The organism is Serratia bockelmannii, assembly GCF_008011855.1.
GTDB lineage: Bacteria > Pseudomonadota > Gammaproteobacteria > Enterobacterales > Enterobacteriaceae > Serratia > Serratia bockelmannii.
On record NZ_VOUX01000033.1, the window covers coordinates 1,699,653 to 1,721,902 of the forward strand.

Below are 22,250 nucleotides of genomic sequence, written 5' to 3' on the forward strand. Positions count from 1 at the left end.
CTATGGATGGTAGGCGCGGGTAAACGTAACGGAAAGGGAATAGTAAGCGCCGCTGGCCTGCACGCTGAATTTACCAGCCTGATAGAGACCAAGCTCAAACATCGGGTTTTTCCATTTAAAGGAACGGTATCCTTTATGTTCGCGGAGAAACTGAACGATGGGCTTTATCTCATCCCAGACGCCGAGAAACACAAGCGGCCAGCTTTCCTTCTCAGCGTTGATACCGTCGCCGGTACTCTGCGCATAACCGTCTCCGAATTGCGTCGTTCTCACCACTGGCTCTATCTCACCAGTAGTGCCAATCCGCGCCGGGAAATTGAACGTTTCTAATTTCATCGACTCCCCTTGATTGCGCGGTTAAGTGTTCCGCCCTGGCTCAGACTCTTATTCAGCAACACACGGAAGCGCTGATCGACATAGTTCGCGATATCATTACCCGCAGATTCAAATCCGCTCGTCGCCTGCACCTGGTTGGAACCATCAGAGTTAAGCGTAATATCAACGTTGATCAGGGTTTGGTTACCCATCACCCCATTAGCCCGCACACCCAGCGAACCGTCTGCCCCACGCTTGAGCGGCATGATCGCCTCTGGGCCAGCCTCGCCCATCAGGCCAGCACCCTTGGCGAACGCAAACATGGTGGGATTGCTGACGATCTGCCCGCTGTATGCACTCAGTGACGGCGACGAATAAACGCCGCCTTTGGCGTTGGCAAACATCGGTACTTGCCCTGGGTCATTGCCGGAGGGGGCAAAGAAGTTCATTCCGGCTTTCAGTGCGTTGAACATCGCCATCTTGATCATCATGCTGGCGAGATCGGTCAGGACAGACTTGGCGAAGTCGTTAAAGCTGGCTTTGGCTGTGGTGACGAAGTTGGTCAGCATGCCGGTCATACCGTCAAATGTTCGGGTGGTAGCGTCTTTCACCTGCCCATAAACGTTACCGGCATTGGCTGACCAGTCCATCATTCCCTTTTTCAGCCCTGCGGTGTAATCGCCCTCGATAGCCGCTTTTTCCTGCGCGGCATTTCGCACGATATCCAGTTGGCGTTGCTGCTCACTGGCGAGAATGGCCGTCTGTTGCATGTACTGCTCGGACGTTTTGTCCGTCACTTCCTTATCCAGCTGCAAGCGGTGTTGCTGGAACGACTGCCGGATTTGCTGCTCAGCCACCATCTGATCGTAGGCATCAGTGGACATGGTCATCTGCGCATTACGGTTGGCGTACTCCTGCTGTTTCGCGGCCGTTTCCATCACCAGACTGCGGGTTTGTTCCAACAGTTTTTTGCCAATCTCCCTTTCGCGGTTTGCCTTTTCCAGCGCCACATTTTCGGTTAATTGCGCCCTGATCTGGTCTTGCATGGACAACAAGCTTTTTTGACCGGCGGTCAGCTTCTTACCCTGAAGCCCTGCAATCTCCTGATCGAAGGCCACCAGCTTTTTCTGCGATTCGGTCAGTTTGTCGGTATCTTGCGCCTGCGCGCGCAGCACTGAGGATTGTTGCTGCAACTGTTGCAGACGTCTTACGCCTTCACTATCGCTATACGCAGCCCCTTTGGACTTTGCGCCATACTGCTTGTTAATGCCTTTCAGCGCCTGCGCGTATTCGTCTGCCGTCAGTTTTCCGGCCTTAAACTGCGCCGACACAATACCCGTTAGGTGGGCCTGTTCCTTTTTAGGATCAGCCCCCGCCTTAATCGCGGCGGAGACTTCATTCTGTAGCTTTAACTCTTTCCGGGCGGCTTCCTGTTCCTGCTGCCGCCGCTTGTACAGCTCTTCGTTGGTTTTCTTCACCTCGTTAGCGGTATCGTTGCTGATATCCAGCTTAACGCCCTGTGCCAGTGCCTGCGCCTGGCCGGTTTTCATGTGTGCCTGACCGATGATATCGAACGCGGACGCCACTTCATTTTTCAGCGACTTCCAGATAGACGCCAAACCGCTGACGCTGTTCTCCTGCTCGGTGACTTTGGCTTTCACATCATCAAGGTATTTCTGCTGAAGTAACGCCGTCGCTTCACTGGTTTTGCCCTGCCTGGACAGCGTGGCGATGTGATCGATAAACGTGGTGTTGAGCTGAACGCCCTGATTTGTCAACGCCTCCATTGCCTTTAGAGGTTCACCGCTCAGGCTTGATAGCGTCGCAACAAGATCATCGGATGACATACCCAGCTCGTTCATCCGGGTGCCAGTTTCAGCGATGTCCGACAGCATATTGCCACCGAATCCTGCGCCGGCGGCGCTGGTGACAGCCTTAACCGCATTCTCTGTTCCGCCGAGCGTCATCGTCAGCATGCGCAGATCATTCACCGTCATAATGGCCTGAAGCCCTGACTTTTGAAGCGCTGCGGTATATGCCTTGGTCTCTGCCTCCCCTTTTTGGAACGCGGTATACAATGCCGTGGCACCGGCAACCGCCGCCATGATGCTTAAGCCTACCGGGCCACCCAGCAGAGCCAGCGCACTTTTCATCAAGTTAGTGCTGACCGCTGCCGCACGCGCCGTAAAGGAAACCTCCTTGTTGGCCGCGCTGATTTGGTTCAGGGAGGAAAGCAGGTTGGTTTTGCCCTGGGCTTCGGCAATATCTGCCGCCAGCACCGCTTTTGATGCCTGCGCCATTTTTTCCTTGGCGCTGACCTCGGCAAGATCAGCCTCGCGCACCTTGCGGTGAATGTCGGCATACTCTTTTTGATAGCTGACCGAAAGGCCGTAGAGCTGGTTTTCCTGATTTTTTGCCGCATAGAAGCGCGACATTTCCTGAGCCTGCTCACGGGATGCTTGAGCCTGTTCACGGGTACGCTTAGCCGCGTCAAACTGCGCCTGAGCTTGCTGGCGTGCAGATTGCGCCTGTTCAATCTGGCCCTGCGCCGCCTTGTTAAACTCAAGGGCAGCAGCTTTCGCCGCTTCGCGTTGGGCTTCCCAGCCGCTGGTCAGCCCCTTAAAGCCGATGAAAGTGCGATCGAGCGTCGGGATTAACGTATTGGCCAGCGTGCTGACTGCGATGTTACTCCCACCGGCCAGGCCACTGATCACACTTCGCAGCCCTTCGAAGCCGCCCTGACTGGCGCTGAGCGCACCACTCAACGAGTTAAGCTGACCGCCGGTGCGCTTCGCCTGATTGCCTATCTGGGTCAGTGCTTCGGTGGTTTTCTGGCTTTCCTGCTGCGCCTTACCCGTGAAGTTTTTTGACGCGGTTTCTGCCGTTCTGAATGAATCGACAATTTGAGATTTAAAACTGGCGGAATTCAGGTGCAGCGCTACCGTCAGAGTAGCTACATCGGCCATTACATGAGCGCTCGCATAACGGCAGCACACTGTTCATCAACATCAGATGCGACAGGGGCTGACAGATTGACAGGGGGTGGGGTAGCAGTATCGGACGTTGCCTTATCCACCAGCGAATAGAACGCCTCCCAGTGCTGGATAATGGAGGCCGGGAGGGCTGCAATCTTTCTTACGTCAGGCTCACCGAAGCGATCGGCCAACTGATAGATCAGCCATAGCCACGGTGAGTGGGTCAGTTTTTTTCGGCTTCCTCCAGCGTGCCGTAGCTGTGGCTCTGGATAGCGCGGATTGCATCAAATAACGCCGCGTTATCATGAGCGGCAAGCAGTTCTGCCGGTGAAGGCAAATCAGACGCAGGTACTGATTTACCCTGCTCGTCAACCAGCGCAGAGAGGATCAACTGAGCGCCGAGCAGTGTTGCTGCCTTTTGATCACTATCTGCCTGTGCCTTTCCAAGACCTTCGTCGTAATCCATCAGTTCACATACCGTCAGGCGGCGGATATGTACCGGCACGCCAAACAGTGTGTGCGTCACCGCCGTATTGGTGGGTTGAAGCAGCGCGGTTTTGAGGTTGATTTTCTTCTGGGTCATGCCATGTCCTTATTTAATCGTTACGGTTGCGGTTGCGCTGTTGACAGTGTCTGACCGCTCGGCAGACAACACCACGCGATAAGCGCCAGCATCGGCGGCCACAACTGAGTTTTTGGTATAGGTGGCAGAGGTTGCGCCGCTGATATCAGTGCCGTTTTTCTGCCATTGGTATTTAACGGGCTTGCCGTTACTGGAGGTAGCCGCAACAGTCAGGGACAAATTGCCCCCGACTGCCAGATCAGCGCTCTTCGGCTGGGTAGTCACGCTGATCACACCTTTGGGGCTACAGCTCCCCAGGTGTTGCTGTTCTGCTTGCCTTGCACCGTGATCTGAATGACTTCACTCGCCGGAGCGGTGATTTCGTTCATCTTCCAGCCGGACAGCGAGAGGATCGAGGTGGAGGTGCGGCCGTTCGGCAACTCAACATAGAACTGAACGGTTTCGCGGTTGTCCGCTGCGGTCAGGAACGCCGCAAAATCGGTATTGGATGGATCGTCGATAAACCCGATCGACTTCTCCGCGCCTTCCGGCAGGTCGGAGATAAATTGCTTTGTGGTGTCGATAAGGGTCGTGCAATCGACAAAACTGCCGGTCTGCCCCATCTCGCCCACAGCCTTACAGTTAACCAGCGCCTTCATGGCCGTCGGTGCTGCGCCGACAGCGCCCCACTTAACAACCGTGCCAGCCGGAAGCATGGCGTACTCTGGCGACGTTTTATCAGCCATAATTTCCCTCACTTAATGATTGTGGCAGCGGTCGCTACCGGTTTTCGATGCCGTAGCGGAGTTCTGCCGCCAGGATGCGTAATACGCGGGTTTTGTTGTAATCGAGTGCCGGGCGGATAAACGGTTCGGCAACCTGCTTAACCGTGCCGAATTCCTGCGCCAGCGCCTTCATGTGATGCTTCTTGCTCGGGCCGACCTTGAATGTCATTACCGTCAAATAACGAGGATCGTTCATGCGGCTCGTACTGCGGATTTTTATATCGTCTCGCATGTGCGCTCCGGTGCTGCTCTCATCAAAACCGGCATGCAGTTTCATGTCTTCCAGCACCGGCTCCAGTGCCGCTCGCCCGGCATCTCGCAATACCTTGACCGCTTCATCCCCCATCGCCTTTAGCTGGCGCTCCAGAGAATCAAGGCCCGTAACGTTTATGCTGATCATGTGGCGTCCTCCGGGTAACAGATGACGTAATCACGCACCAGCCGGTACTGAACGCTGTTGTTGGTGAGGGTGGTTGCTCCCTGTTGCATCGTGCCGCGTGTCACTGTCTGAACGGGCCAGCGCCCAATATGCCCGTGCTGAATGCTCTCCCAGGCGGCGCAAATAGCCTTATCCATTTCAATGAGGCGCGCGTAATCGCCGATGACATAAAGCGCGACCTGAAAGCGCCCCTGGATCAGTGCCGTGCTGGCTAGCCCGGTATCAACTTTCGGGTTGCTGACCTTCTGATACGTCACGCCGTCCTGTTCCGGGTCAGGCAATAGCAGCGGGTATGCTGGCAGACTCGTTAGCGCCTCAAGTGACGCTTTGATTTCATACTCGATCATGACGAATATCAGCCTCCGCCGTAATTAACAGCCGGTCTCGCTGCGAACGGTCAGGCGCACGAACGGTAAAGGTTCGCTGTTGAAAGACCACCTGCCAATCAACGGTAATTTCGTCCCGTGGCCGCAGCGTGAACAGCATGGTCTCCACCACCTGCCCCTGTTCACCCGTGCGAATTTTTCGGTTGGAGATCGGCTCCGCATCCGCCCAGACCTCGGCGACAAATTCAAAGGATTTGACCGGTGCGCCGGTCTGCATATCGCGAATCGTAACGGGGCGCAGAAGCTTGATGCGAAACTCCAGCGAACCTGCGCGTAATGATTTCATAAGCCATAAATCCGATAGGGTTGGAGTAAAGACTCAACAGCCAGCGGCAATTTTGATGCCGACGCGCCAACTATCACGGCCTCACGGTTCGCGTACCAATGACCGATAAGCAGTAACATCGCGGTGCGCACGTCGTCCTCCAGCAACAGGTGATCTTCGTCGGTATCGTAACCGGGGTCGGATTCGCTGGCGTAAAGCGTGCGGCGGGTGTACCTCTCCACATGCTTTTTCGCCGCACCAATATATGCGCCTAGCAGGGTGTCATCCGCACTGAAATCAGGCTCCAGTCGGCAATGCTCTTTCACCAATTTCAGTTCTAACATGGCTCACCTTACTTTTTGGATTTCTTGATTGGCTCTGGCTGCTCTGGCTGCTCTGGCTGCTCTGGCTGCTCTGGCTGCTCTGGCTGCTCTGCAGGATTGTCATCACTCACCTGCTCGGCATAGCCTTTTTTGATCAGCTCGCGCCCGTGAAGCTCCTGCGTTTCGAACAACTCGCCGTCATTCACCACCCGGCTACCGAACAAGATTGGTACAAGTGCTTTAACTTTCATGGGTATCTCCTTGAAAGCGGCCCGAAGGCCGCTATGCGGTGCGGATAATTAACCGCCGGTTGGTGGGGTTGGCACGGTGAAGGCACCGGTAACAAACGCTTCAGGTCGTTTGACCGCCAGCGCCACACGCTCTTCGCAACGAATCGAGATCATGTTCTTCTCGAAGTCGTCGGCGTTCTCGGTACTGATCACAACGTTTGCCTCTTCACGGTCAAAGAGCTGTGCGCCCGCGCTGAAAGCACCGGTCAGGAATTTGCCCAGGAACGCCGAAGACTCCGTCGCGACAACAGGCAAGCCCCAGAGAGTCGGGCCGGTTAGCGCGGCTGGATTGGCGAGGATATAACGCCCCAGCGTATCCTTGATCAGCTCAATCTTGGCCCAGTCGATGAAGTGCAACACATGGCCGGTGGCAGGGAAACGTGCCAGTTGTGCCTGCAACATTGCTAAGCGCAGATCGTCAATGCCGTTTTGCATAGCGACTTCAAACGCCGCCTTATACTTCGACGCCTGCGGCATGATGCCTTCCAGGTGTGCGCCAGTGCCGTCACCGAACAGAATTTCCTGCTCTTCGACATACTTCAGGCCGTAACGCATTTCTGCATCAACGGTCGATTGCAGCTGCGGAAAGTCATCCAGAATCTGCTTGGAGGCTTTGAACAGATGCGCCAACGTGCGAACCGGCGTGATTTTTTCAGCAAACTGGATATCGCTGTACGGCTTAGGCGTGTTTTCAGGCACGGCAGCAGCCTTGTTGGTGAAGCCGGTTTGTTGCACCCAATAAATCGTGTTGGAGCCGGTGGTGCCTGGTGCGATCAAGTCGCGAATAAACAGGCGTTGTTTCGGCGCGGTATCGATACCCGGCAGGCGTTGTGGGGCCACAATCTGCCCTGGAACATCGGTAGAGATCAGCGTCGCGTTAACCGGAATGCTCAGCCGTTGTGAGGCCTGAATACCGGATGCAAAGTCTTTCAGCGCTTCCGCAGAAATCACCTGCTGCCCGACCGATTGAACCACTTCAGCCGCGCGGTTCAATGGCATTTGCGCCACGTGCTGCTCCAGCTCACCCAGCGCGGCCTTCAGCGTTTTCTCTGCTGCCTTCATGGCGTTCAGTTCGGTCGCCATTTTATCTACGGCGTCCTTAGTCTCTGCGGACAACTCGCCTGATTTTTTCGCCTCTTTCAGGGCGTCCTCTGCCTTGGCGTTAAATTTGCTGGTTGCATCTTCGATAGATGCGGTGACTTTTTTCAGAATCTCATTAACTTCAGACATAATTTCTCCAAATAATTAGCACGCCGCGCACAGCCCGCTTAATGCGGCGTTCAGCTTGGCAAGGATTTCAGGGGATGGTTCGGTAGCGCTCGGCGTACCCGTAGGATCGGTAACAGCGCTCGGCGTGCTACCTGTTAAGGCTTTCAAAAGTTTTCGGCGTTCTGACCGAGGGGTATTAGCCTTGGCCAGTATGGAATCCAGCTTGCGCAATGCTGCCGCCGGTGAGTCTTCATCACTGCTTACCGCATCGGATGACAACAGGCTATCGGCCAGCCCTTTCTCGATGGCATCACTGCCGCCGATGTAGCTTTCGCCGTCCATCAACTGCTTGACGGTGTCGCTATCGAGTCCGGAGCGGGCGGAGTAAATATCCGCCATTGCGTTATCGAAAGGTTCGAGGTACTCAACCATTGCAGCAAAGTCATGACGATTACCGATCGCCACCACCCAGCAGTTATGGATCATCAGGAAAGCACCGCGGCCAATTTGAATCTCGTCACCGGCCATCGCAATGATTGAGGCTGCGCTTGCAGCCAGCCCCAACACTTTTACGGTTACTTTGCCCTGGTACTCTCGCAGCAGGTTGTAAATCGCCAGCCCCTCAAACATGTCCCCGCCCGGCGAGTTAATGTTTACGGTAACGTCAGCGCCATTCATTGAGCGCAGCGCACCGGCGATCCGTTTCGCTGTAACGCCTTCGCCCCAGTAATCCTGGCCGATAACGTCGAACACCGAGATAGAATTGTCGTCAGAGGCAGCGGCCTTTAGACCGCCATTCCATCTTTCGAGCGCCGAAGGCAGCGGCTCACAGGTAACGCCCGCGCAGGGACGTCCCGCCGGTGCGACCGGAAGTCGTTTTTTTGTCATGGGGGATTGCTCCTACGCCGCTTTTTTCAGCGGTGACTGGTCTTCAGGAATATCGGGGAAAAGATAATTATGCAGCCGGGTGATAGCGCCAGCCTGAGCGCCGAGATTGTTCTGTTTCAAGTCCTCAAGCGGGGTCAAGTTAAGCTGCACGGTATAGATTTCACCGCCAGGAATCGGCGGCAGGTTTTCAAGTCGGCGTACATCGTTGCGACTCATCCAGCCATTCTGCAGAGCGGTGGTGTAGTACGCCGCGCGGCCAACACTGTCGGCACGCAACAAACCTTCCACCGAGAACTCTGCAAAGTAATCTTCATCGCTATCGAGCAGGCAACGTGAGATTTCTTGCTCGATGTTCACCAGCAGTGGGCGTAGCGTGTTGGTCAGGAAAATCAGGTTCATCCCTTCAACACTCGATGCCCAGCTACTCTGCTTCGTCACATGCCCCACCATGAAAGGCGGAACCCGGAACCAGCGGCAAATTTCCTCAATGCTAAAGGCTCGGCTCTCCAACATCTGCGCGTCTTCAGGATTCATCGTGACATTCTGGTACGATAAATCCCCTTCCAGCACCATCATTTTACCGGCGTTTTTTGAACCGGCGAACGCGGCTAAGTATGTGCGCAGACGCTCTCGCTGCTCTTTATTCAGAGCAACTTTCGAACTGATGTATCCTGACGTTTGCAGACCGTTTTCAAAGATTTTTGCCGCCGACTCATCAACAGCCATCGCCGCCCCAAACACGTCACGGCCCGAACTCAGCGGCATCATGCCGCAGACACCATCCAGACCAAAGCCGCGAATGTGCATCATCCGGTCGACCGGTATCACGCGCTTTTTGCCATCCTCGGTGTAGGTGTACTGCAACTGCCCGGTATCCAGACGTTTAACCACCATGTTTTGAGGCAACAGCGGATTAAGCGCCACCAGCTTTCTGCCAATCATTTTTTTCTCAATGAAGGCGTTTCCCCGCAAACAGATGCTGGCCACCACCATCAACATGAACCTGGACGGCGTCATTTCGAGGTTAGGACGGCGGCACAACACCTGGTATGCCGGGTGATCCTGCGCCAGCTTACGAGAACCATCGGCCTCACGACGATAGACTTTCATCGGTAAAGTGGAAACCGATTCGCTGAGTAACCGAATGCAAGCCCATACAGCGGAAAGCTGCATAGCCTTGTCGGCAGTAACCACCTTGCCGCTGCTGCTGGTGCCGAACCATTCTTGCCAGAATGTCCCGGTAGTGAGACTGATAGGAACACCCAGCCAATTTAAAAGGGCGCTTTTAACGCGCCCAGGTTGCTTGTTTTTGCCCATCAGATACCTACCATGATCGGATCATCGAAAAAGCCATCAATGTCGCCGTCATCCTCAACAATGCCGTCAGCAGCACCGACGGCCATCGCCAGCCCTACTACGCCATCTATGCGGCCATTACTGCGCCGTTTGCTGAATACCCGGTTACCGCTTTTATCTTCTTCAATAACAGCGTTTGCCGCGTTCCAGCGCAGACAAGGATTAAACAGAATGGTGATTTCTTTCTCGGTGATGAGTTGTTCGAGCAGCTCGATTGAATGCGGCATCCACAAGCCAGACTCCGCCGATTTGCCGAAGCCTTGCCCATGAGGAACCAACGGTACGGTCACCCCTTCATCCAGCAATTCAGGCTCGAGATAATCCATGTGATAACGGTCGAAAGCGATCGACCGAATATCAAAGAGTGCCGCCAGCTCGGCGATTCGTTTAGAAACGAAGCCGTAATCGATAGCGCTGCCCTTTGGCGCGTGCAGGTACTTTTCACGCACCCAGGAATCATACGGAACGCGGTCATTTCTGGCCCTGTCGTGCAGCGTGTCGCGCGGCGTCCAGAACTCCACCAGCGCCGTCTTAATGCGCGGGAAATATAGCCCCAGCGCTGTCAGGTCACGTTTGCCGGACAAGTCCAGACCGCCAAAACACTCTTCCCCTTTAAGGCTCTCGATATCGAATGTTTTTTCACATGCCATCCAGATATCGCCACCGATCCACGGGTTTTCAGCATCCACCCATTCGCAGAAGTTAAGGCGTCTGACCAGGCTTTCTTTCGACGGCATGCCCCGCGCATCTTCCACCTGCTCGCGTAAATATTCAGGTTGGAACGTGTGCCCCATTGAGGGGTTGGCTTTTGCCCAGCAGGACTCATCCTTGAAAGGATCATCACCCTCATCCAAAGAGCAGATGAACGCAAAGAAGGCATCGTTAACTTTCTGACCGGCGGCAAGTTGTTTGCCGTACTGGTGGTACTCGTAGCAAACGCTGGTTTTATCGTGACCGCTGTTTGTGATCATGAAGATGAGCGCTTGCCTGCGGCCTTTTGTCCCGGCGCGCATCATCTCAACCACTTTGTTGTCTTTGTGTTCATGCACCTCATCAATGAGGCAACAGTGCGGACGCGGCCCTGATTGCCCATCATCAGAACTGATCGGGCGGAAAAAAGAACCCGTTTGCAAAAATGCCAGGTTCCATTCTTTACCGGCCCCGCCGGAGGGGTCGATACGTTGGGCCAGCGCCGGGGACTGGTTCACCATCGCCACCGCATCACGAAACAAGATCATCGCCTGGTCTTTCTTCGTGGCGGCTGCATAGACTTCAGCGCGCGGCTCTTTGTCTGCAACCAGACAGTAGAGGCCAATCCCTGCGGATAATGGCGACTTGCCAGAGCCTTTGCCTGATTCGATATATGCTGTTCTGAATCGACGCGTGCCGTTTGCTTTTTTCCAGCCAAACAGTGAGCCAACAACAAATGCCTGCCATCCAAGAAGGACGAAAGGCGCACCTTCATGTTCACCGCCGTTCAACTTCAGCACCTTGGCAAAGAAGTCAACCACGCGGCCAACAGCATCAACATCCCAATACAGCCCCCGGCTTTCACCTTCGGCTAAATCATTAAGGTGACGTTTGCAGGCGTTTCGGATATCAGGCCCGGCAATAATTCGCCCTTCGGTAACGTCCAGCGCATATTGCGTGGCTGGATCAGGTGCCGAAGAATTCGGCGAGCGGGTCTTCTTCTTTCTCTCCACCATTTACTTTCACCTTTGACCTGGCGGCAGGCGTCAGACCAAACTCCACCAAATAACTTTTGAAGCGGCGATCGGCATCTGCCAGCATGGCAACAGCAGGGTTAGCCTTAATCAAAAAGCCCCCTTCCGTTTGAACTGTATAAGTTCGGCCCTCGTCGGCGATCGTGTTGCGCAGTTGCAATATGTCGGCGTAAATATCGCAGAGCCGCTCAAGCGCAAAAGTATCGGCAACGGTCAGAACGCCCATGCCGTCGAGCAGCACAGTCATTTTTCCCCAGGCCGTTTTCCCCCAGTCTGTCAGGTGCGAAGGTGGGCTGGGAATTTCTCTCGCCGGTTGCGGCTCTTTATCATTAAGTTTACGTTTGCCCGGATTGCCGGTGACCACCTTGAGGTGGGACGGTTTCGGGCGTCGTCCTGCCATCGGAACCTCCCAGAAAAAAACTTTTCATTTCGCGGTTGTGCGCACAAATGACAAGCGGCGGTCTTTAAGGGCGAGAGGGGGTGAACTCTTACCCCGCCCCTCCCCACCGCGTTCAAACGCCGCTGTCAGCGGTTCCAGTGCGACGCAGGGTCAAGCGGCAGGCCGTCGGGCGAGCACCCTATTACCTTGCCGGTCTTCTCCATACGTTGCTTTGTGGAGTCGTGGTGTGGCTTACATAAGCCCTGCCAGTTTTTGCGGCTCCAGAAAAGGTGCTGAGCCTTCTTCATTTCATCGGGCGTCTTCGCTTCTTTCATGCGGTGCGGCACGATGTGATCCACCACCGTTGCTGGCTCAATACGCCCCATCTGCTGACACATGGCACACAGAGGATTCTCCCGCAGGAACACAAGCCGTTCGGCTTGCCATTTGCTGCCGTAGGGTTTCTTGTTACTCATGTTCATTCCCCAGATAAAAGACCACCAGCCCGCTGAAGCTGGTTGATTGATTTCGGTGTAGTTCATCACGCAGCAGCCTCAAAAAGCTGCTCTGTGATGAAATTCCCATATATCTATTTCCACTATTGTTTTATTAATTAATAACCCCATATCCTATGGGCCAAGTACATTTAAAATCACACGAAAGGACATGATATGACCCCCACAGAAAAACTAACCTTGCTCATGATGTGCGACCTATTTGATCATTTAGAGGTGAATGGAGAGATTGATTCTTCGATAGTTCGTGAAGCTGTGATTAGTGGCAATGTCTGGGCTATTGAACGCAAATACCCCATGCTGTTGTCTGCAGAGGATGTATCAAAAGACGTTCAGAAAAGAGTTGATGCAGCATTATCTGCATATCGCAACTTAAGCAATTCACTTCGTAAACTTACATCTGACGAATCAAACGAGCTAAAAAACAAGCACAATATTAAAACTCATGAACACGCGATTCAGTTCCCAGGTTACGATGGTAACAATGAATCGGAATATTTAAGCGTGACCTCAATGCTTGGTACGCTAGGCTTATACGCTGAACAACAAGAGATCGATAAGAACTCGCATGAGGAAAATGCGGGCAAATACCTCAAGTTGACTTCTGCTCTTGAAGTTCTAAAAAAAGCCGGGCATGACGTAAATAAATTGGATAAGAGTCACCTGGATGAAATATTGTCCCTGTGCCCAACTTTTTATGAATAATATTAATAATAAATTTTAGTTAAAAAATTATTAATAACACTATAGGTGGCATTCACTGGATGCCACCTGTAATGCCGATGGTGTTAGCAATCCGCGTCCGGTCGGCCCACCGCACGGCAGGCCCACATGCAGGCTTCCTGCATCTTGGTGCGGGCGATAGCCAGACAGCGCATGGCCTCCATGCGATTGATCTCCTCCGGGGAGCCAGCCTCTACCGTCTCCAGCATGAGGTGCGTGCGTTCAAGGTCGAGTTGTTCGCAAAAATTACGGCTGATGTCTTTCAGATCGTTCATTTGCGCGATATCGTCGGCGGCCAAGGTACGGTACCCCTTCACGGTGCTGCCATCTTGCGGCTTAGCTTCGCTCATATAGAATTTCCTGCTGGTTCGATGGATATAACCCCGGCGATGCAGTTGAACACCACGCGAGAATTCAGTGCGTTTATTCTGTCAAAGGCACTCAGTGAATGCCTTTTGCAGAATTCTATAAATTAGGCCAGCTGTAGGACGCCGTGCTCTTCCGACTCCGAGTAGGCGATCAGACCACTGTACTCCGGCACATGCTGACCATCATCGGCTTCGAATGCTTCAATGGCCCCATGCGTGATGGTGTACGACGGCTGGCCATCTTCAGCAGCAAACCGTGCCAGTTCTTTAATCTGCTCTTGAGTCAGCACAATCTTGCTGACCTCCATCTCTTCCATGCGGCGGCGCTTCTCTTCGAAATAGCGCTTACGGCGCTCGTAAAACTGCTTGCTCATTGCTCTCTCCCGGCGCTCTGCGCCCACTTGATTAACGCCTCCATGCGTGAGGCGCACACCTTCATTTCGCCTTGTTTGGCGTGCAGCGCTGTCACTGCATCACCGAACGTTGTACCGGTAAACGGCGCGTCATCGCACTGTTGCAACAGCACCGCTGGCGGCAGGACGTAAATCATCTGCGTGCTCTGCGGCTTTGGCCTGTCCGCGCAGGATGTTGAGAGCAGCACCAGGCAGAGGCTTGTTGCTACAGCCGCTCGCGTCCAGAGCCTCGCGCAACGCTTTGTTTTCTGCATCAGCCTTTCCCCTCAGTTTCCGCTCTCTTTCCAACTGCGCGGCGCTCGCTTGCCTGTCAGCGTCGGAAGCCTGTTTCATCGCCACCAGCGCAGCGTCTTTGGTATCCAGCTTTTCTACCAGCGCGCCGTTGTCCCTTTTGGATTTATCCAGGTCATCGCGCAGAGAAAGCGTGTAGAGCACCAGCACTGCGGCCAGCAGCGCCACCAGCAGAGGCCACGCTTTGATGATTACATCCCACCACCAGCGCCAGCTCATAACAGCACCTTGCAAGCACGTTCGAAGCGTTCGCGTCTGTCCTGCAGGCCGTTAGTCCCGCCGTTAATACGCCGCGTGGTCAACTCAACATCACCAGCGTTGCGACCACAGTCGTTAGCTTTCCAGTACCAGCCAGCCGAACGCATGCCGTTCAGGTCTTCTTCCAACAGCTCAGGATGACCAACAAGGTCAAGCTTCAGCGCCGGGCCGCAAGCCATGTAATTTTTCAGGCCGGTCGTTTGCATCGGCCCACGTCCGCGATATTTCCAACCATCACCGCTGGCGCTGTTACCCATTCGGCCACCGTAGACCAGGTTGGCAATAGCCTCCTGCTTGGCTGGCTGCTGGGCTGTGCGCCCCAACATCCGGCACTGATAGTCAGTCAGCCGCTTGGCTTTCGATTTGGGGCCGAATGTAGCAATCAAGCCATCAACGCTGTAGTTGAATGATTCGACCTTGGCCGTGAAGCCGTTCGACTCATGGCCGACTTGAGCGATAAACATCGCCTGCTCTAACGGCTTGTTGATGCCGAATTCTGCAAACGTTACGAGCAGGTGCGGATACCAGCGCGCAGCTAACCCGGCGCTGATACCTGCCGCCCGTTGAAAGTCGTTTTGTGTCATAGGTCTATCTCAAGAAAGGTTTAGCCAGGTGCATGACATTCCCGCGTGCCGCCAGCACCGTGACGCAAAACGCGATATTGATAAATGTCTCCGACCAATCTGCACAAACGTACTCACCGGTCAGGATGCGGATTGGTACGGACGCCGCCGCGATAATGAGGAAATAAGCCGCCCATGCGGCTAATGGCCGATGAGTGCCACCAGCCCTGCGAAATGTCATCAGACGCAACGCGATAGCCGTGCAGGCCACCGCATTCACAATCAAGATAATTTCACTGGCCATCACCACTACCTCCCCGCAGCCGCTTAAACCACTGCCCCGGATTTTCCGACTGCTTGCTGATGTACATAAAGATGCGAACCGCCACAGCAGCAGCAACTACAGCACCCAGCGGCCTTTCTGCGTGAATAGCGTCCGGGGTCAGGTAGTTGATCGCGTCAGTGACGAATCCAGCCGCCAACGTGCCAATCATGAACGATGCCAGGAACGACGCCAGACGATGCCATATTGAAAGATCAGCTGCCGACAGGACATAAATCACAGCACCAGCGAAAGCCCCGATGATTACGCCCGTATCTGCTCCAGCCACCAGCCCAGCAATAGTGATACCGCCAATCATGTAAGTCCCTGCGGCGGTACTGGTTACCGGTTCGGACATGAGTTATCTCCTGTGTTAGCTCAGCCGATGCCGGGCGTTAGATGCAAAAAGCCCCAGCAGATGCCGAGGCAGTTCAGTTTTCCGGGAATATCTCCCGTTGTGTTTGTTCGAACCGTTCAGACTCCATCTCTACACCAAGACCGATACGGCCCAGCTTGATAGCTGCCTTGATGGTTGAGCCAGAACCCATGAAGAAGTCGGCCACCACGTCACCGGGGCGGCTACTGGCGCTGATGATGTGCTCCATCATTTCGGCGGGCTTTTCACAGGGGTGCTTGCCAGGGTAGAAGGCAACCGGCGGATAGTGCCAAACGTCAGTGTAGGGAACCGCTGCCGTTACCGTGAAAGGGCGGCGGAGCGATCGGTATTCCTGGCACAATTCCAAATATTCGCGGTTCAGCGTCCGGTATTCTCGCACCAGCTCATGATGGGGCCGATTCAATCCACCAGCCTGCTGCCGCTCTTTTGCTATGCGGTCAAATAACGCCTGGAGCACCTGATACTGCTTTTCGCTTGGCAACTGCCATTGGCTCTCAGAGAACCAGTGGCTGCACATCTGCGTTTTTGTTGCCGCGTTGATTTCCTTCGCTGACACGCCGAGGGATTGCCGGGCCGTTCTGAAATAATCGATCAGCGGTTTAAAGACGTTTTGCTTCAGCTCTCCACACTTCGCGGCGAATCCGTCTACCTTCGGTTGTAGAGGCCCGGAATAGTGACCGGCGAAAATGATCCGCTCAGTCGATGGGAAAAAAGCCCGTAGCCCTTCTTTGTGCTGTCGCTTCCAAGCCCCTGAGGGTTTAGCCCACACGATATGGCTCAGTACGTCGAAACGTTGGCGCACCAGCAACTCAGTATCGGACGCCAACCGGCTACCGCAGAACATGTAAAGGCTACCGTTCGGTTTCAGCACCCGCCAGAATTCCACCAGCAACGCATCCAGCCAGGCGAGATACTCGGTCTCGTTCTTCCACTGATTATCCCAATCGCAGGATTTAACCCGGAAGTACGGCGGGTCGGTCGCTATCAGGTCTACGGAGTTGTCCGGCAGGGTTTTGATAAACGCTGTTGTGTCAGCGTTGATAAGACGTGTTTCTGAAATCATAAGCGCCCTTAGTTGATACGCTCGTCCTGCTGTTCGCAGCACGGGCAAAGGTTCGCTTGTGACCATTGACATGAGCACCTGGCGGACGGGGTGTTACCTCACCCTCTCCGCCGCCCACTTCACAAACATTAAGGCGAAGCCCCATCACCCCGCTGCCGACACAACCCCTCAGTTGGGACACCGGTTAATGTTGGATGAGGCTTCGCTTTAATTTTTCCATAAAAAAACCCGCGCTAGGCGGGTATCTTCAGCTGATTGACTCTATCTGCAATATTTTCTCCAGAATCGATGATTATCCATTGACACATGGTCAGAAATGTCGAAACCATCGAGGATTCTCTGAAAAATGGGGTCATTTACATCATCTTTGTACGCTTTGAGCGTACCTTCATTTAACTTTCTATCAATGTTATCTAATCGCCAGATAGCAGCTGCTTTATAGACGATGTAGCTTTCATGCTTTATGAACGAGTGATCACCTACATTTAGAATACAAGTGTCATCGTATGGAACGCCAAATTTTACACTGGATACATTTACTACTAAGACGCAATGACAGCCATTGATCGGATAATGAACAGGGTCATTACAAACAACATGAAGGTGTCTGCAAGGCCCTGAAACAGCTAAGACTGTGCCTCTCCGGTAAGGCTGATAATCATCTGTCATGTCAGTTGAGCGCTAAATCCTTTAAGAAGCTCTGATTCTCTCATATTCTTGAGAATATTTTCAGCCTCTAGCTCACTTTTTCCTGAGTACAGAAGGATATCTTTTGTATAGATCGGGAGGCGCGACTCCCCTGGGTCTCTCCATTCAGGACAGACTTCCTTAAGATGAGTAAGGTTTGCCAAGTCGAACTTGTAGTAATGCCCGTATTTGTCAAATACGCTATCGAGCGTTTTCACGTCAGCTCGACTCAATTCGCCAAGTTCTTCTTCCCATTCAAAGCACTTACCAAATCCAGGTTGCAGCAGAACGTCACTGCCTTTTCTGGAGATAAACTTCGCCCAATCATTCCCGCCAACCTTGTTTACATTACGCATCAGGTTTAACGTTTCAGATAGTATCGGGCCAAGTTTCATTGAGTAAAATTTATCGCCACTCATCAGATCGCCATACTTGATGAGGTATTCTCGATCAGATAGATAGAGAAGCTTCATCAATTTGAGATAAGCCATGCGCCCACCGCTTTTCAGCAGCAGGTAGGCAGCCATTTGGGCTACTTTCTTTTCGCAAAACATACTTACCTCCAATCTCAGTTTGACTAGGCAGCTGCTTATGTTGGTTTAGCTACCTATACGTATTGTAATAGGCCGGCCGATGGTTAGGCAAGACTAACCGGTTCATTTTAGCGTCCAGTTCCTGCCATTTACATTACGTTTAAGCGGAGATATCAGCACGTTTACCGCATATTACCATTAAGGTAATGCAAGTACCCGGCATGTTCGGTGCATAATCGTGCGTTTTTGTGTGGGACACAGCTAAACAAGCACTTTCCTTTACTCAAGAAAAAACCCGCTCAGTGGCGGGTCATTTTGTTGCATCGCTTGATGGTACAGCTTCGCGAAAGCATACCTGTATTATGCAGTTCCTTTGGCTATTTTCAAGCTATTTTTGCATTTTTCTTCATTTTCGATGCAGATAGCCTCACGAACGGCGACGAACACCGCAGAATTGAATATTTCAATGCACCAGCGCACCCGGTCATCAACCTGATCGCGCGTTAGCCAGGGCGCGTAATGATTTTGCATGTACCGCCCCAGCACCGAGACCGTATTGTTTCGGCCCGTGTAGAACAGCTTGCCGATGATGTAGACCGGGTTATCATGCTTCATCGACGCCAGCACCGCTTTTTCCATGAAGTCGCATTCCTCGCCAGCGTCAGCAGCCACCAGCATCGACTCAAGCGAGCGGTGCGGCCAAAGAATTGTGGTCGCCTTCTTCAACTGCTCTTCCCCGCGATACCCAAGTTTGCGCAGGTCGCCCAGCACCTTCACAATTCGCGCCGCGCTTTCGTCGTCCCACTGCTCAGGCATGATTTGCCCCCATACACCGCTGCCGCCGCTGCACTTCAATTTCCCATCTGTGTTGCCGCCGTACATATCGCCCCAGGCGTTCAGCAGCGAAGTGATCCACAATGTTTGCAGTCGGGTCAGGCGCTGGTATTTACCCAGGTATTTCTTGCGAGGAACACCGGCAACAGTCGCCCAGGCGTTGTGTTTGATTTCTCGTTTCTGTTTTGGTGTCATCATGCTGCGGCCTTCTGTTTTTTAAGTTCGCGGGTTTTACGGCGATACTTAGCCGCTATGTTTTCCAGGTCTTCTTTGGTGTAATGCTTTGCTTCGTGCGGGCCTTCCAGCCATTCCACTAACGACAGCCCATACCACTCGATCAGTGTTTCCCGATAGCGGGCGTGGACGGTCGCATTCTTAGCGGCGAATCGACCTGAACCACCGTTACAGGCTTTGCACTGCCGGTATGCGTTTTTCTCTTCAAAGCGCAATTCAGGACGAGCACCTACCCCCAAGAAATGGCCGCAATCCCATTGCCCGCCAAATATCATCGGTGGGTGATAGTTGCCGCATGACGGACATGGTTTTCCTTCGTCGCGCTCGCGGATAAACGCATTGAATGCGGTCTGCGCCTTCTTGAGATAATCCCCCCTGGTCAGCAGCGCTTTTTTGCGAACCTTCAGCTTGTCCTTCCGTTCCCTTTCCGCCTGGCGATTACGTGCGTCACGCTGGTATGCGATAGCGCAGAGCGGGCCACAGACCTTTTGCAGGTACTTCACCGGCGTGAACGTTTCACCGCATTGGGCGCACTTTTTCGCCTTGTACTGCTTCGGCTTAGTTGGTTTTTTCATTGTTTTCCTAGCGGTGGAATACCCACTCGTAGACCTCTGAGCCGTTAAGCAGCAGATCGTTAAAGTCGCCGGATTTCGGCCAGCGCACTGAGACTTGTTGCAGATCGTTCTTTGCCAGCAGATTGGCGCGGGCGCACTCAAACGCCGCAGCGTGGCCGGATGCGTTCTTGTCTGCGTCGGCAAAGATGATCAGGCGTTGCACTCCACGCGGTACGCGGAACTTCTTCATGAACGTGGTGTTCAGCGTCGCCCAGGTGTTGCATTGCGTGATTTGATGGCAGGACAGCGCGGTTTCGATGCCCTCAGCGATGCCCAGCGTGGTGGACGGTGGGAACATGCGGATAGCGACCGAGCTGGCGTGCTCCAGATAGCTGTCCTCTTGCAGCTTCATCATTTTTTTCGGCGCGCCAGCTACCGTGGCTTTTTTGTCCCCGTCGAGCAGGGTGCGGTGCAGGTAGCACAGTTCGCCTTTGTCGTCCGTTGCCAGCGCATAGATGGATTGGTATTCGCCACCCGCTGCGCGTTGCCGGTCGCAGTAGCGCACGTTGTCTTGTGGCAGACTGGTGATGCCGCGCAGCTTCAGGTAACGGTCTGCGCCGGTGCCTTTCAGGCTGGTCAGCGATGCAAACTTGCAGCTCACGCGCTGGCGTTGCGAGGCTATGCCAGATGAAGGGCCACCAGCTTGATAACCCTCCTCAGGCGAGTAGACGCGGCCAATCAGCTTATCGACCTCTGCCGCCAGCGTTTTAAAGTCCTTGCCGGTTGCCCCGGTCAGCAGCGCCCAACCGTCACCCGCGCCGCATGCGCAGATGTAAGAGCCGGTGCCGTTCTTGTCGTCGCAACGATATTTGCCCTTGCGGCCACACAGCGGGCATTCACCCTTAAAATGTTTTTTCCCAGTTACCGGAGGGAGGCCGTAAAACTCGAATATTTTCGGCCAATGGCCGATAGCTGCCTGTTTGGTATTCATGCGGCTTTCCCTTCGTTTTGCTTAGATTTTGCGTAGGCGATCTGCGTTGATTTGATGAAATTGCTCACCACTGGTGTGATGGCCATCGGTGCGTGATACAGCCCTTGCGGCCATACCCCGAATTTTTTGCGGTAGACATGCGAGCACCAGCCGTCACTTACCGGTTTGCCCTGGGCAGCGCGCATGCGTTGGTAGTAGATGATTTGACTCCACCAGGCTTGTTTCACTTCTTTGGTGACAACCTCCTTGGCTTGCTTCACTTTTTTCAGGCCACGTGATTTGTCGGTTTCTACGTCCTCGCCGGCGATCGGCTTGAAGCCACATTTCGGGCAGATGTAGATGCCGACCGGCTTAACGTAGTGGCATTGTGTGCATTCTTTCGGCAGGCGCTCCGGCTGGTCAGTCTTAACCACGCGCGCGGGCGTTTTCTCCATCCCGTCAGAACTGGCGGGCAGGTAGTCGTATTCGATATCGTCGGGATAGCCGAGCTTATGCACGGTGCCAGTGTGATCGAAGATGAGGCAGTGGTCTTTACCAGGCGCAGGTCGCAGGCCACGGCCAAGAATCTGAATCCAACGCATTTCCGATTTGGTCGGACGCGCGAAGATGATGCAGCGGACATCGCTGTCAAAACCGGCCACCAGCACGCCGACGTTGATGATGATCTTCGTGATGCCCTGCTCGAAGCGGCGGATCGTCATCTGGCGGTCTTCGTGTGGCGTCGCCGCCGTCATCACTTCAACGGTTACACCCGCTTTGCTAAATTCAACGGTCACGTAATTTGCGTGGGCCACGTTGACGCAAAAACAGATGGTCGGGCGATCTTCCCCGTTCTCCAGCCAGTTCTTAACGATATCGCCCACCAGCGTCGGGTCGCTCATCACATCTGCAGCCTGCTGTTCTTTGTAGTCGCGGCCATAGCCTGCTTGCTCTGACGTTTCTACTTTGCTCAGGTCAGGATGCGATGGGGCGTAAAACTCGTATTTGCTCAGCGCGCCGATAGCGATCAGCTCTTTCATCGTCGTCGGCTTGATCAGCTTCTGGTAATACGTCCCCAGCCAGGCCGAGAACGGAGTACCGGACAACCCGATCACTTTCACGCCTTTAGCGGTCAGCTCGTCGATGAATTCCAGCATTTTTTTGCGCTTCAGGTGCGCCTCATCGATGATCAGCAGATCGATGTTGTCGGGGAAGTCGCGGCGGATCAGCGTGTCTGCTGATGCGATTTGAATAAGGCGGCTCGGGTCATAGGCCGGATGGTCGCGCCAGATGTAGCCGATTTCCTCGGCTGGCAACCCGTACTCAATAAAACGCGTTGCGGTCTGGTCGAGCAGGACGGTATACGGGGCCACAAACATTATGCGCATGTTGCGGCTGATGAACCCGCTGGCGATCAGCGCCGCGATTGCGGTTTTGCCGAACCCGACCGGGGCGTACATCATGAACGAGGCGTATTGCTTCCACGCCGCGCGCAGCATGTTCAGTGCAACTATCTGTTTTTCGCGTGGCTGGATTGTAAGCGTCATCGTTATCTCCTCGTTTAATCGTCTAGCCGTCTAAATGTCCGTTTGGCGTTTTTAAACACTCGCTCCCTTAAAGATCTTCTCT

Annotated in this window: 30 protein-coding genes; 1 reads left to right on the forward strand and 29 read right to left on the reverse strand. The window is 53.9% G+C overall.

Translation table 11 applies throughout. The features are described from left to right. The 16 genes from FOT55_RS24530 to FOT55_RS24610 all read right to left on the reverse strand — a co-directional run bounded on the left by FOT55_RS24530 (position 1) and on the right by FOT55_RS24610 (position 12,378). Entirely contained in the window at positions 1–336 is a 336-nt protein-coding gene (locus FOT55_RS24530) for a phage tail protein (protein ID WP_060437584.1), read from the reverse strand. Then, positions 333–3,281 (reverse strand): phage tail tape measure protein, encoded by a 2,949-nt coding sequence (locus tag FOT55_RS24535; RefSeq protein ID WP_147824149.1) that lies wholly within the window; start codon positions 3,279–3,281, stop codon positions 333–335. Before FOT55_RS24535 ends, FOT55_RS24530 begins: the two co-directional genes overlap by 4 nt. Before the next feature lie 232 nt (positions 3,282–3,513). Further along, on the reverse strand, positions 3,514–3,873 hold the full coding sequence (locus tag FOT55_RS24545) for a phage tail protein (RefSeq protein WP_147824150.1): 360 nt from the start codon (positions 3,871–3,873) through the stop codon (positions 3,514–3,516). 9 nt (positions 3,874–3,882) lie between these two features. Next, positions 3,883–4,137 (reverse strand): immunoglobulin domain-containing protein, encoded by a 255-nt coding sequence (locus FOT55_RS24550; RefSeq protein ID WP_229601730.1) that lies wholly within the window; start codon positions 4,135–4,137, stop codon positions 3,883–3,885. 5 nt (positions 4,138–4,142) lie between these two features. Beyond that, positions 4,143–4,598 carry a hypothetical protein gene (locus tag FOT55_RS24555; RefSeq protein ID WP_033655098.1) on the reverse strand — a complete coding sequence of 152 codons (456 nt, stop codon included), beginning with the start codon at positions 4,596–4,598 and terminating at the stop codon, positions 4,143–4,145. A 34-nt stretch (positions 4,599–4,632) separates the two neighbouring features. Further along, the gene (locus tag FOT55_RS24560) at positions 4,633–5,037 is read right to left on the reverse strand and encodes an HK97-gp10 family putative phage morphogenesis protein (RefSeq protein WP_147824151.1); all 405 of its coding nucleotides are present in this window, start codon (positions 5,035–5,037) and stop codon (positions 4,633–4,635) included. Continuing rightward, positions 5,034–5,423, reverse strand: coding sequence for a hypothetical protein (locus tag FOT55_RS24565; protein WP_147824152.1), 390 nt, complete (start codon positions 5,421–5,423; stop codon positions 5,034–5,036). Before FOT55_RS24565 ends, FOT55_RS24560 begins: the two co-directional genes overlap by 4 nt. Beyond that, complete coding sequence (locus FOT55_RS24570) at positions 5,410–5,748, reverse strand: phage head closure protein (RefSeq protein WP_147824153.1); 339 nt, start codon at positions 5,746–5,748, stop codon at positions 5,410–5,412. The genes FOT55_RS24565 and FOT55_RS24570 overlap by 14 nt, the downstream gene beginning before the upstream one ends. Then, entirely contained in the window at positions 5,745–6,071 is a 327-nt protein-coding gene (locus FOT55_RS24575; protein WP_147824154.1) for a head-tail connector protein, read from the reverse strand. The genes FOT55_RS24570 and FOT55_RS24575 overlap by 4 nt, the downstream gene beginning before the upstream one ends. 8 nt (positions 6,072–6,079) lie before the next feature. After that, positions 6,080–6,301, reverse strand: a complete 222-nt coding sequence (locus FOT55_RS24580) for a DUF7210 family protein (protein ID WP_147824155.1) — start codon at positions 6,299–6,301, stop codon at positions 6,080–6,082. A gap of 48 nt (positions 6,302–6,349) precedes the next feature. Continuing rightward, on the reverse strand, positions 6,350–7,570 hold the full coding sequence (locus FOT55_RS24585; RefSeq protein WP_106046318.1) for a phage major capsid protein: 1,221 nt from the start codon (positions 7,568–7,570) through the stop codon (positions 6,350–6,352). A gap of 15 nt (positions 7,571–7,585) precedes the next feature. Then, entirely contained in the window at positions 7,586–8,437 is an 852-nt protein-coding gene (locus tag FOT55_RS24590) for a head maturation protease, ClpP-related (RefSeq protein ID WP_033655091.1), read from the reverse strand. A 12-nt stretch (positions 8,438–8,449) separates the two neighbouring features. After that, a complete protein-coding gene (locus FOT55_RS24595) occupies positions 8,450–9,754 on the reverse strand; it encodes a phage portal protein (protein ID WP_147824156.1) in 1,305 nt (434 codons plus the stop codon). Then, complete coding sequence (locus FOT55_RS24600; RefSeq protein ID WP_047574391.1) at positions 9,754–11,499, reverse strand: terminase large subunit; 1,746 nt, start codon at positions 11,497–11,499, stop codon at positions 9,754–9,756. Before FOT55_RS24600 ends, FOT55_RS24595 begins: the two co-directional genes overlap by 1 nt. Further along, a complete protein-coding gene (locus FOT55_RS24605; RefSeq protein WP_047574388.1) occupies positions 11,450–11,917 on the reverse strand; it encodes a phage terminase small subunit P27 family in 468 nt (155 codons plus the stop codon). Before FOT55_RS24605 ends, FOT55_RS24600 begins: the two co-directional genes overlap by 50 nt. Before the next feature lie 125 nt (positions 11,918–12,042). Then, positions 12,043–12,378, reverse strand: coding sequence for an HNH endonuclease (locus FOT55_RS24610; RefSeq protein WP_147824238.1), 336 nt, complete (start codon positions 12,376–12,378; stop codon positions 12,043–12,045). 189 nt (positions 12,379–12,567) lie between these two features. Between FOT55_RS24610 and FOT55_RS24615 the strand changes: the two genes are divergently transcribed. Further along, positions 12,568–13,116: a YfbU family protein gene (locus FOT55_RS24615; RefSeq protein ID WP_147824157.1), complete on the forward strand. Its 549-nt coding sequence runs from the start codon at positions 12,568–12,570 to the stop codon at positions 13,114–13,116. Positions 13,117–13,199: 83 nt separating this feature from the next. Here the strand turns inward: FOT55_RS24615 and FOT55_RS24620 are convergent, their stop codons facing one another. From FOT55_RS24620 to FOT55_RS24685, 13 genes are all read right to left on the reverse strand, one after another. Further along, positions 13,200–13,484 (reverse strand): Acb2/Tad1 domain-containing protein, encoded by a 285-nt coding sequence (locus FOT55_RS24620; RefSeq protein ID WP_147824158.1) that lies wholly within the window; start codon positions 13,482–13,484, stop codon positions 13,200–13,202. A gap of 122 nt (positions 13,485–13,606) precedes the next feature. Next, positions 13,607–13,810: a hypothetical protein gene (locus FOT55_RS24625; protein ID WP_147824239.1), complete on the reverse strand. Its 204-nt coding sequence runs from the start codon at positions 13,808–13,810 to the stop codon at positions 13,607–13,609. A 62-nt stretch (positions 13,811–13,872) separates the two neighbouring features. Then, positions 13,873–14,052: an Rz1-like lysis system protein LysC gene (gene lysC, locus FOT55_RS25770; protein WP_074181246.1), complete on the reverse strand. Its 180-nt coding sequence runs from the start codon at positions 14,050–14,052 to the stop codon at positions 13,873–13,875. Then, positions 14,006–14,425: a DUF2570 domain-containing protein gene (locus FOT55_RS24635; RefSeq protein WP_147824159.1), complete on the reverse strand. Its 420-nt coding sequence runs from the start codon at positions 14,423–14,425 to the stop codon at positions 14,006–14,008. The genes lysC and FOT55_RS24635 overlap by 47 nt, the downstream gene beginning before the upstream one ends. After that, positions 14,422–15,048, reverse strand: a complete 627-nt coding sequence (locus FOT55_RS24640; RefSeq protein WP_147824160.1) for a glycoside hydrolase family 19 protein — start codon at positions 15,046–15,048, stop codon at positions 14,422–14,424. The genes FOT55_RS24635 and FOT55_RS24640 overlap by 4 nt, the downstream gene beginning before the upstream one ends. A gap of 4 nt (positions 15,049–15,052) precedes the next feature. Further along, on the reverse strand, positions 15,053–15,331 hold the full coding sequence (locus FOT55_RS24645; RefSeq protein WP_033655083.1) for a phage holin family protein: 279 nt from the start codon (positions 15,329–15,331) through the stop codon (positions 15,053–15,055). Then, complete coding sequence (locus FOT55_RS24650; RefSeq protein WP_033655082.1) at positions 15,321–15,707, reverse strand: putative holin; 387 nt, start codon at positions 15,705–15,707, stop codon at positions 15,321–15,323. Before FOT55_RS24650 ends, FOT55_RS24645 begins: the two co-directional genes overlap by 11 nt. A gap of 73 nt (positions 15,708–15,780) precedes the next feature. Continuing rightward, positions 15,781–16,809: a DNA-methyltransferase gene (locus FOT55_RS24655; protein ID WP_147824161.1), complete on the reverse strand. Its 1,029-nt coding sequence runs from the start codon at positions 16,807–16,809 to the stop codon at positions 15,781–15,783. 665 nt (positions 16,810–17,474) lie between these two features. Further along, positions 17,475–18,023, reverse strand: coding sequence for a Panacea domain-containing protein (locus FOT55_RS24665; protein ID WP_238476131.1), 549 nt, complete (start codon positions 18,021–18,023; stop codon positions 17,475–17,477). Positions 18,024–18,389: 366 nt separating this feature from the next. Further along, on the reverse strand, positions 18,390–19,061 hold the full coding sequence (locus FOT55_RS24670; RefSeq protein ID WP_147824164.1) for a hypothetical protein: 672 nt from the start codon (positions 19,059–19,061) through the stop codon (positions 18,390–18,392). Continuing rightward, positions 19,058–19,672, reverse strand: coding sequence for a recombination protein NinG (locus tag FOT55_RS24675; protein ID WP_147824165.1), 615 nt, complete (start codon positions 19,670–19,672; stop codon positions 19,058–19,060). Before FOT55_RS24675 ends, FOT55_RS24670 begins: the two co-directional genes overlap by 4 nt. A gap of 7 nt (positions 19,673–19,679) precedes the next feature. Then, positions 19,680–20,642 carry a toprim domain-containing protein gene (locus FOT55_RS24680; protein WP_147824166.1) on the reverse strand — a complete coding sequence of 321 codons (963 nt, stop codon included), beginning with the start codon at positions 20,640–20,642 and terminating at the stop codon, positions 19,680–19,682. Then, on the reverse strand, positions 20,639–22,168 hold the full coding sequence (locus FOT55_RS24685) for a DEAD/DEAH box helicase (protein ID WP_147824167.1): 1,530 nt from the start codon (positions 22,166–22,168) through the stop codon (positions 20,639–20,641). Before FOT55_RS24685 ends, FOT55_RS24680 begins: the two co-directional genes overlap by 4 nt. Positions 22,169–22,250: the final 82 nt, after the last annotated feature.

Excerpts from the sequence above, each read along its gene's own strand:
- FOT55_RS24530 (WP_060437584.1), bottom strand. The coding sequence starts at position 336 with ATGAAATTAGAAACGTTCAATTTCCCGGCGCGGATTGGCACTACTGGT.
- FOT55_RS24535 (WP_147824149.1), bottom strand. The coding sequence starts at position 3,281 with ATGGCCGATGTAGCTACTCTGACGGTAGCGCTGCACCTGAATTCCGCC.
- FOT55_RS24545 (WP_147824150.1), bottom strand. The coding sequence starts at position 3,873 with ATGACCCAGAAGAAAATCAACCTCAAAACCGCGCTGCTTCAACCCACC.
- FOT55_RS24555 (WP_033655098.1), bottom strand. The coding sequence starts at position 4,598 with ATGGCTGATAAAACGTCGCCAGAGTACGCCATGCTTCCGGCTGGCACG.
- FOT55_RS24560 (WP_147824151.1), bottom strand. The coding sequence starts at position 5,037 with ATGATCAGCATAAACGTTACGGGCCTTGATTCTCTGGAGCGCCAGCTA.
- FOT55_RS24565 (WP_147824152.1), bottom strand. The coding sequence starts at position 5,423 with ATGATCGAGTATGAAATCAAAGCGTCACTTGAGGCGCTAACGAGTCTG.
- FOT55_RS24570 (WP_147824153.1), bottom strand. The coding sequence starts at position 5,748 with ATGAAATCATTACGCGCAGGTTCGCTGGAGTTTCGCATCAAGCTTCTG.
- FOT55_RS24575 (WP_147824154.1), bottom strand. The coding sequence starts at position 6,071 with ATGTTAGAACTGAAATTGGTGAAAGAGCATTGCCGACTGGAGCCTGAT.
- FOT55_RS24580 (WP_147824155.1), bottom strand. The coding sequence starts at position 6,301 with ATGAAAGTTAAAGCACTTGTACCAATCTTGTTCGGTAGCCGGGTGGTG.
- FOT55_RS24585 (WP_106046318.1), bottom strand. The coding sequence starts at position 7,570 with ATGTCTGAAGTTAATGAGATTCTGAAAAAAGTCACCGCATCTATCGAA.
- FOT55_RS24590 (WP_033655091.1), bottom strand. The coding sequence starts at position 8,437 with ATGACAAAAAAACGACTTCCGGTCGCACCGGCGGGACGTCCCTGCGCG.
- FOT55_RS24595 (WP_147824156.1), bottom strand. The coding sequence starts at position 9,754 with ATGGGCAAAAACAAGCAACCTGGGCGCGTTAAAAGCGCCCTTTTAAAT.
- FOT55_RS24600 (WP_047574391.1), bottom strand. The coding sequence starts at position 11,499 with ATGGTGGAGAGAAAGAAGAAGACCCGCTCGCCGAATTCTTCGGCACCT.
- FOT55_RS24605 (WP_047574388.1), bottom strand. The coding sequence starts at position 11,917 with ATGGCAGGACGACGCCCGAAACCGTCCCACCTCAAGGTGGTCACCGGC.
- FOT55_RS24610 (WP_147824238.1), bottom strand. The coding sequence starts at position 12,378 with ATGAACATGAGTAACAAGAAACCCTACGGCAGCAAATGGCAAGCCGAA.
- FOT55_RS24615 (WP_147824157.1), top strand. The coding sequence starts at position 12,568 with ATGACCCCCACAGAAAAACTAACCTTGCTCATGATGTGCGACCTATTT.
- FOT55_RS24620 (WP_147824158.1), bottom strand. The coding sequence starts at position 13,484 with ATGAGCGAAGCTAAGCCGCAAGATGGCAGCACCGTGAAGGGGTACCGT.
- FOT55_RS24625 (WP_147824239.1), bottom strand. The coding sequence starts at position 13,810 with ATGGAGGTCAGCAAGATTGTGCTGACTCAAGAGCAGATTAAAGAACTG.
- lysC (WP_074181246.1), bottom strand. The coding sequence starts at position 14,052 with ATGATTTACGTCCTGCCGCCAGCGGTGCTGTTGCAACAGTGCGATGAC.
- FOT55_RS24635 (WP_147824159.1), bottom strand. The coding sequence starts at position 14,425 with ATGAGCTGGCGCTGGTGGTGGGATGTAATCATCAAAGCGTGGCCTCTG.
- FOT55_RS24640 (WP_147824160.1), bottom strand. The coding sequence starts at position 15,048 with ATGACACAAAACGACTTTCAACGGGCGGCAGGTATCAGCGCCGGGTTA.
- FOT55_RS24645 (WP_033655083.1), bottom strand. The coding sequence starts at position 15,331 with ATGGCCAGTGAAATTATCTTGATTGTGAATGCGGTGGCCTGCACGGCT.
- FOT55_RS24650 (WP_033655082.1), bottom strand. The coding sequence starts at position 15,707 with ATGTCCGAACCGGTAACCAGTACCGCCGCAGGGACTTACATGATTGGC.
- FOT55_RS24655 (WP_147824161.1), bottom strand. The coding sequence starts at position 16,809 with ATGATTTCAGAAACACGTCTTATCAACGCTGACACAACAGCGTTTATC.
- FOT55_RS24665 (WP_238476131.1), bottom strand. The coding sequence starts at position 18,023 with ATGGCTGCCTACCTGCTGCTGAAAAGCGGTGGGCGCATGGCTTATCTC.
- FOT55_RS24670 (WP_147824164.1), bottom strand. The coding sequence starts at position 19,061 with ATGATGACACCAAAACAGAAACGAGAAATCAAACACAACGCCTGGGCG.
- FOT55_RS24675 (WP_147824165.1), bottom strand. The coding sequence starts at position 19,672 with ATGAAAAAACCAACTAAGCCGAAGCAGTACAAGGCGAAAAAGTGCGCC.
- FOT55_RS24680 (WP_147824166.1), bottom strand. The coding sequence starts at position 20,642 with ATGAATACCAAACAGGCAGCTATCGGCCATTGGCCGAAAATATTCGAG.
- FOT55_RS24685 (WP_147824167.1), bottom strand. The coding sequence starts at position 22,168 with ATGACGCTTACAATCCAGCCACGCGAAAAACAGATAGTTGCACTGAAC.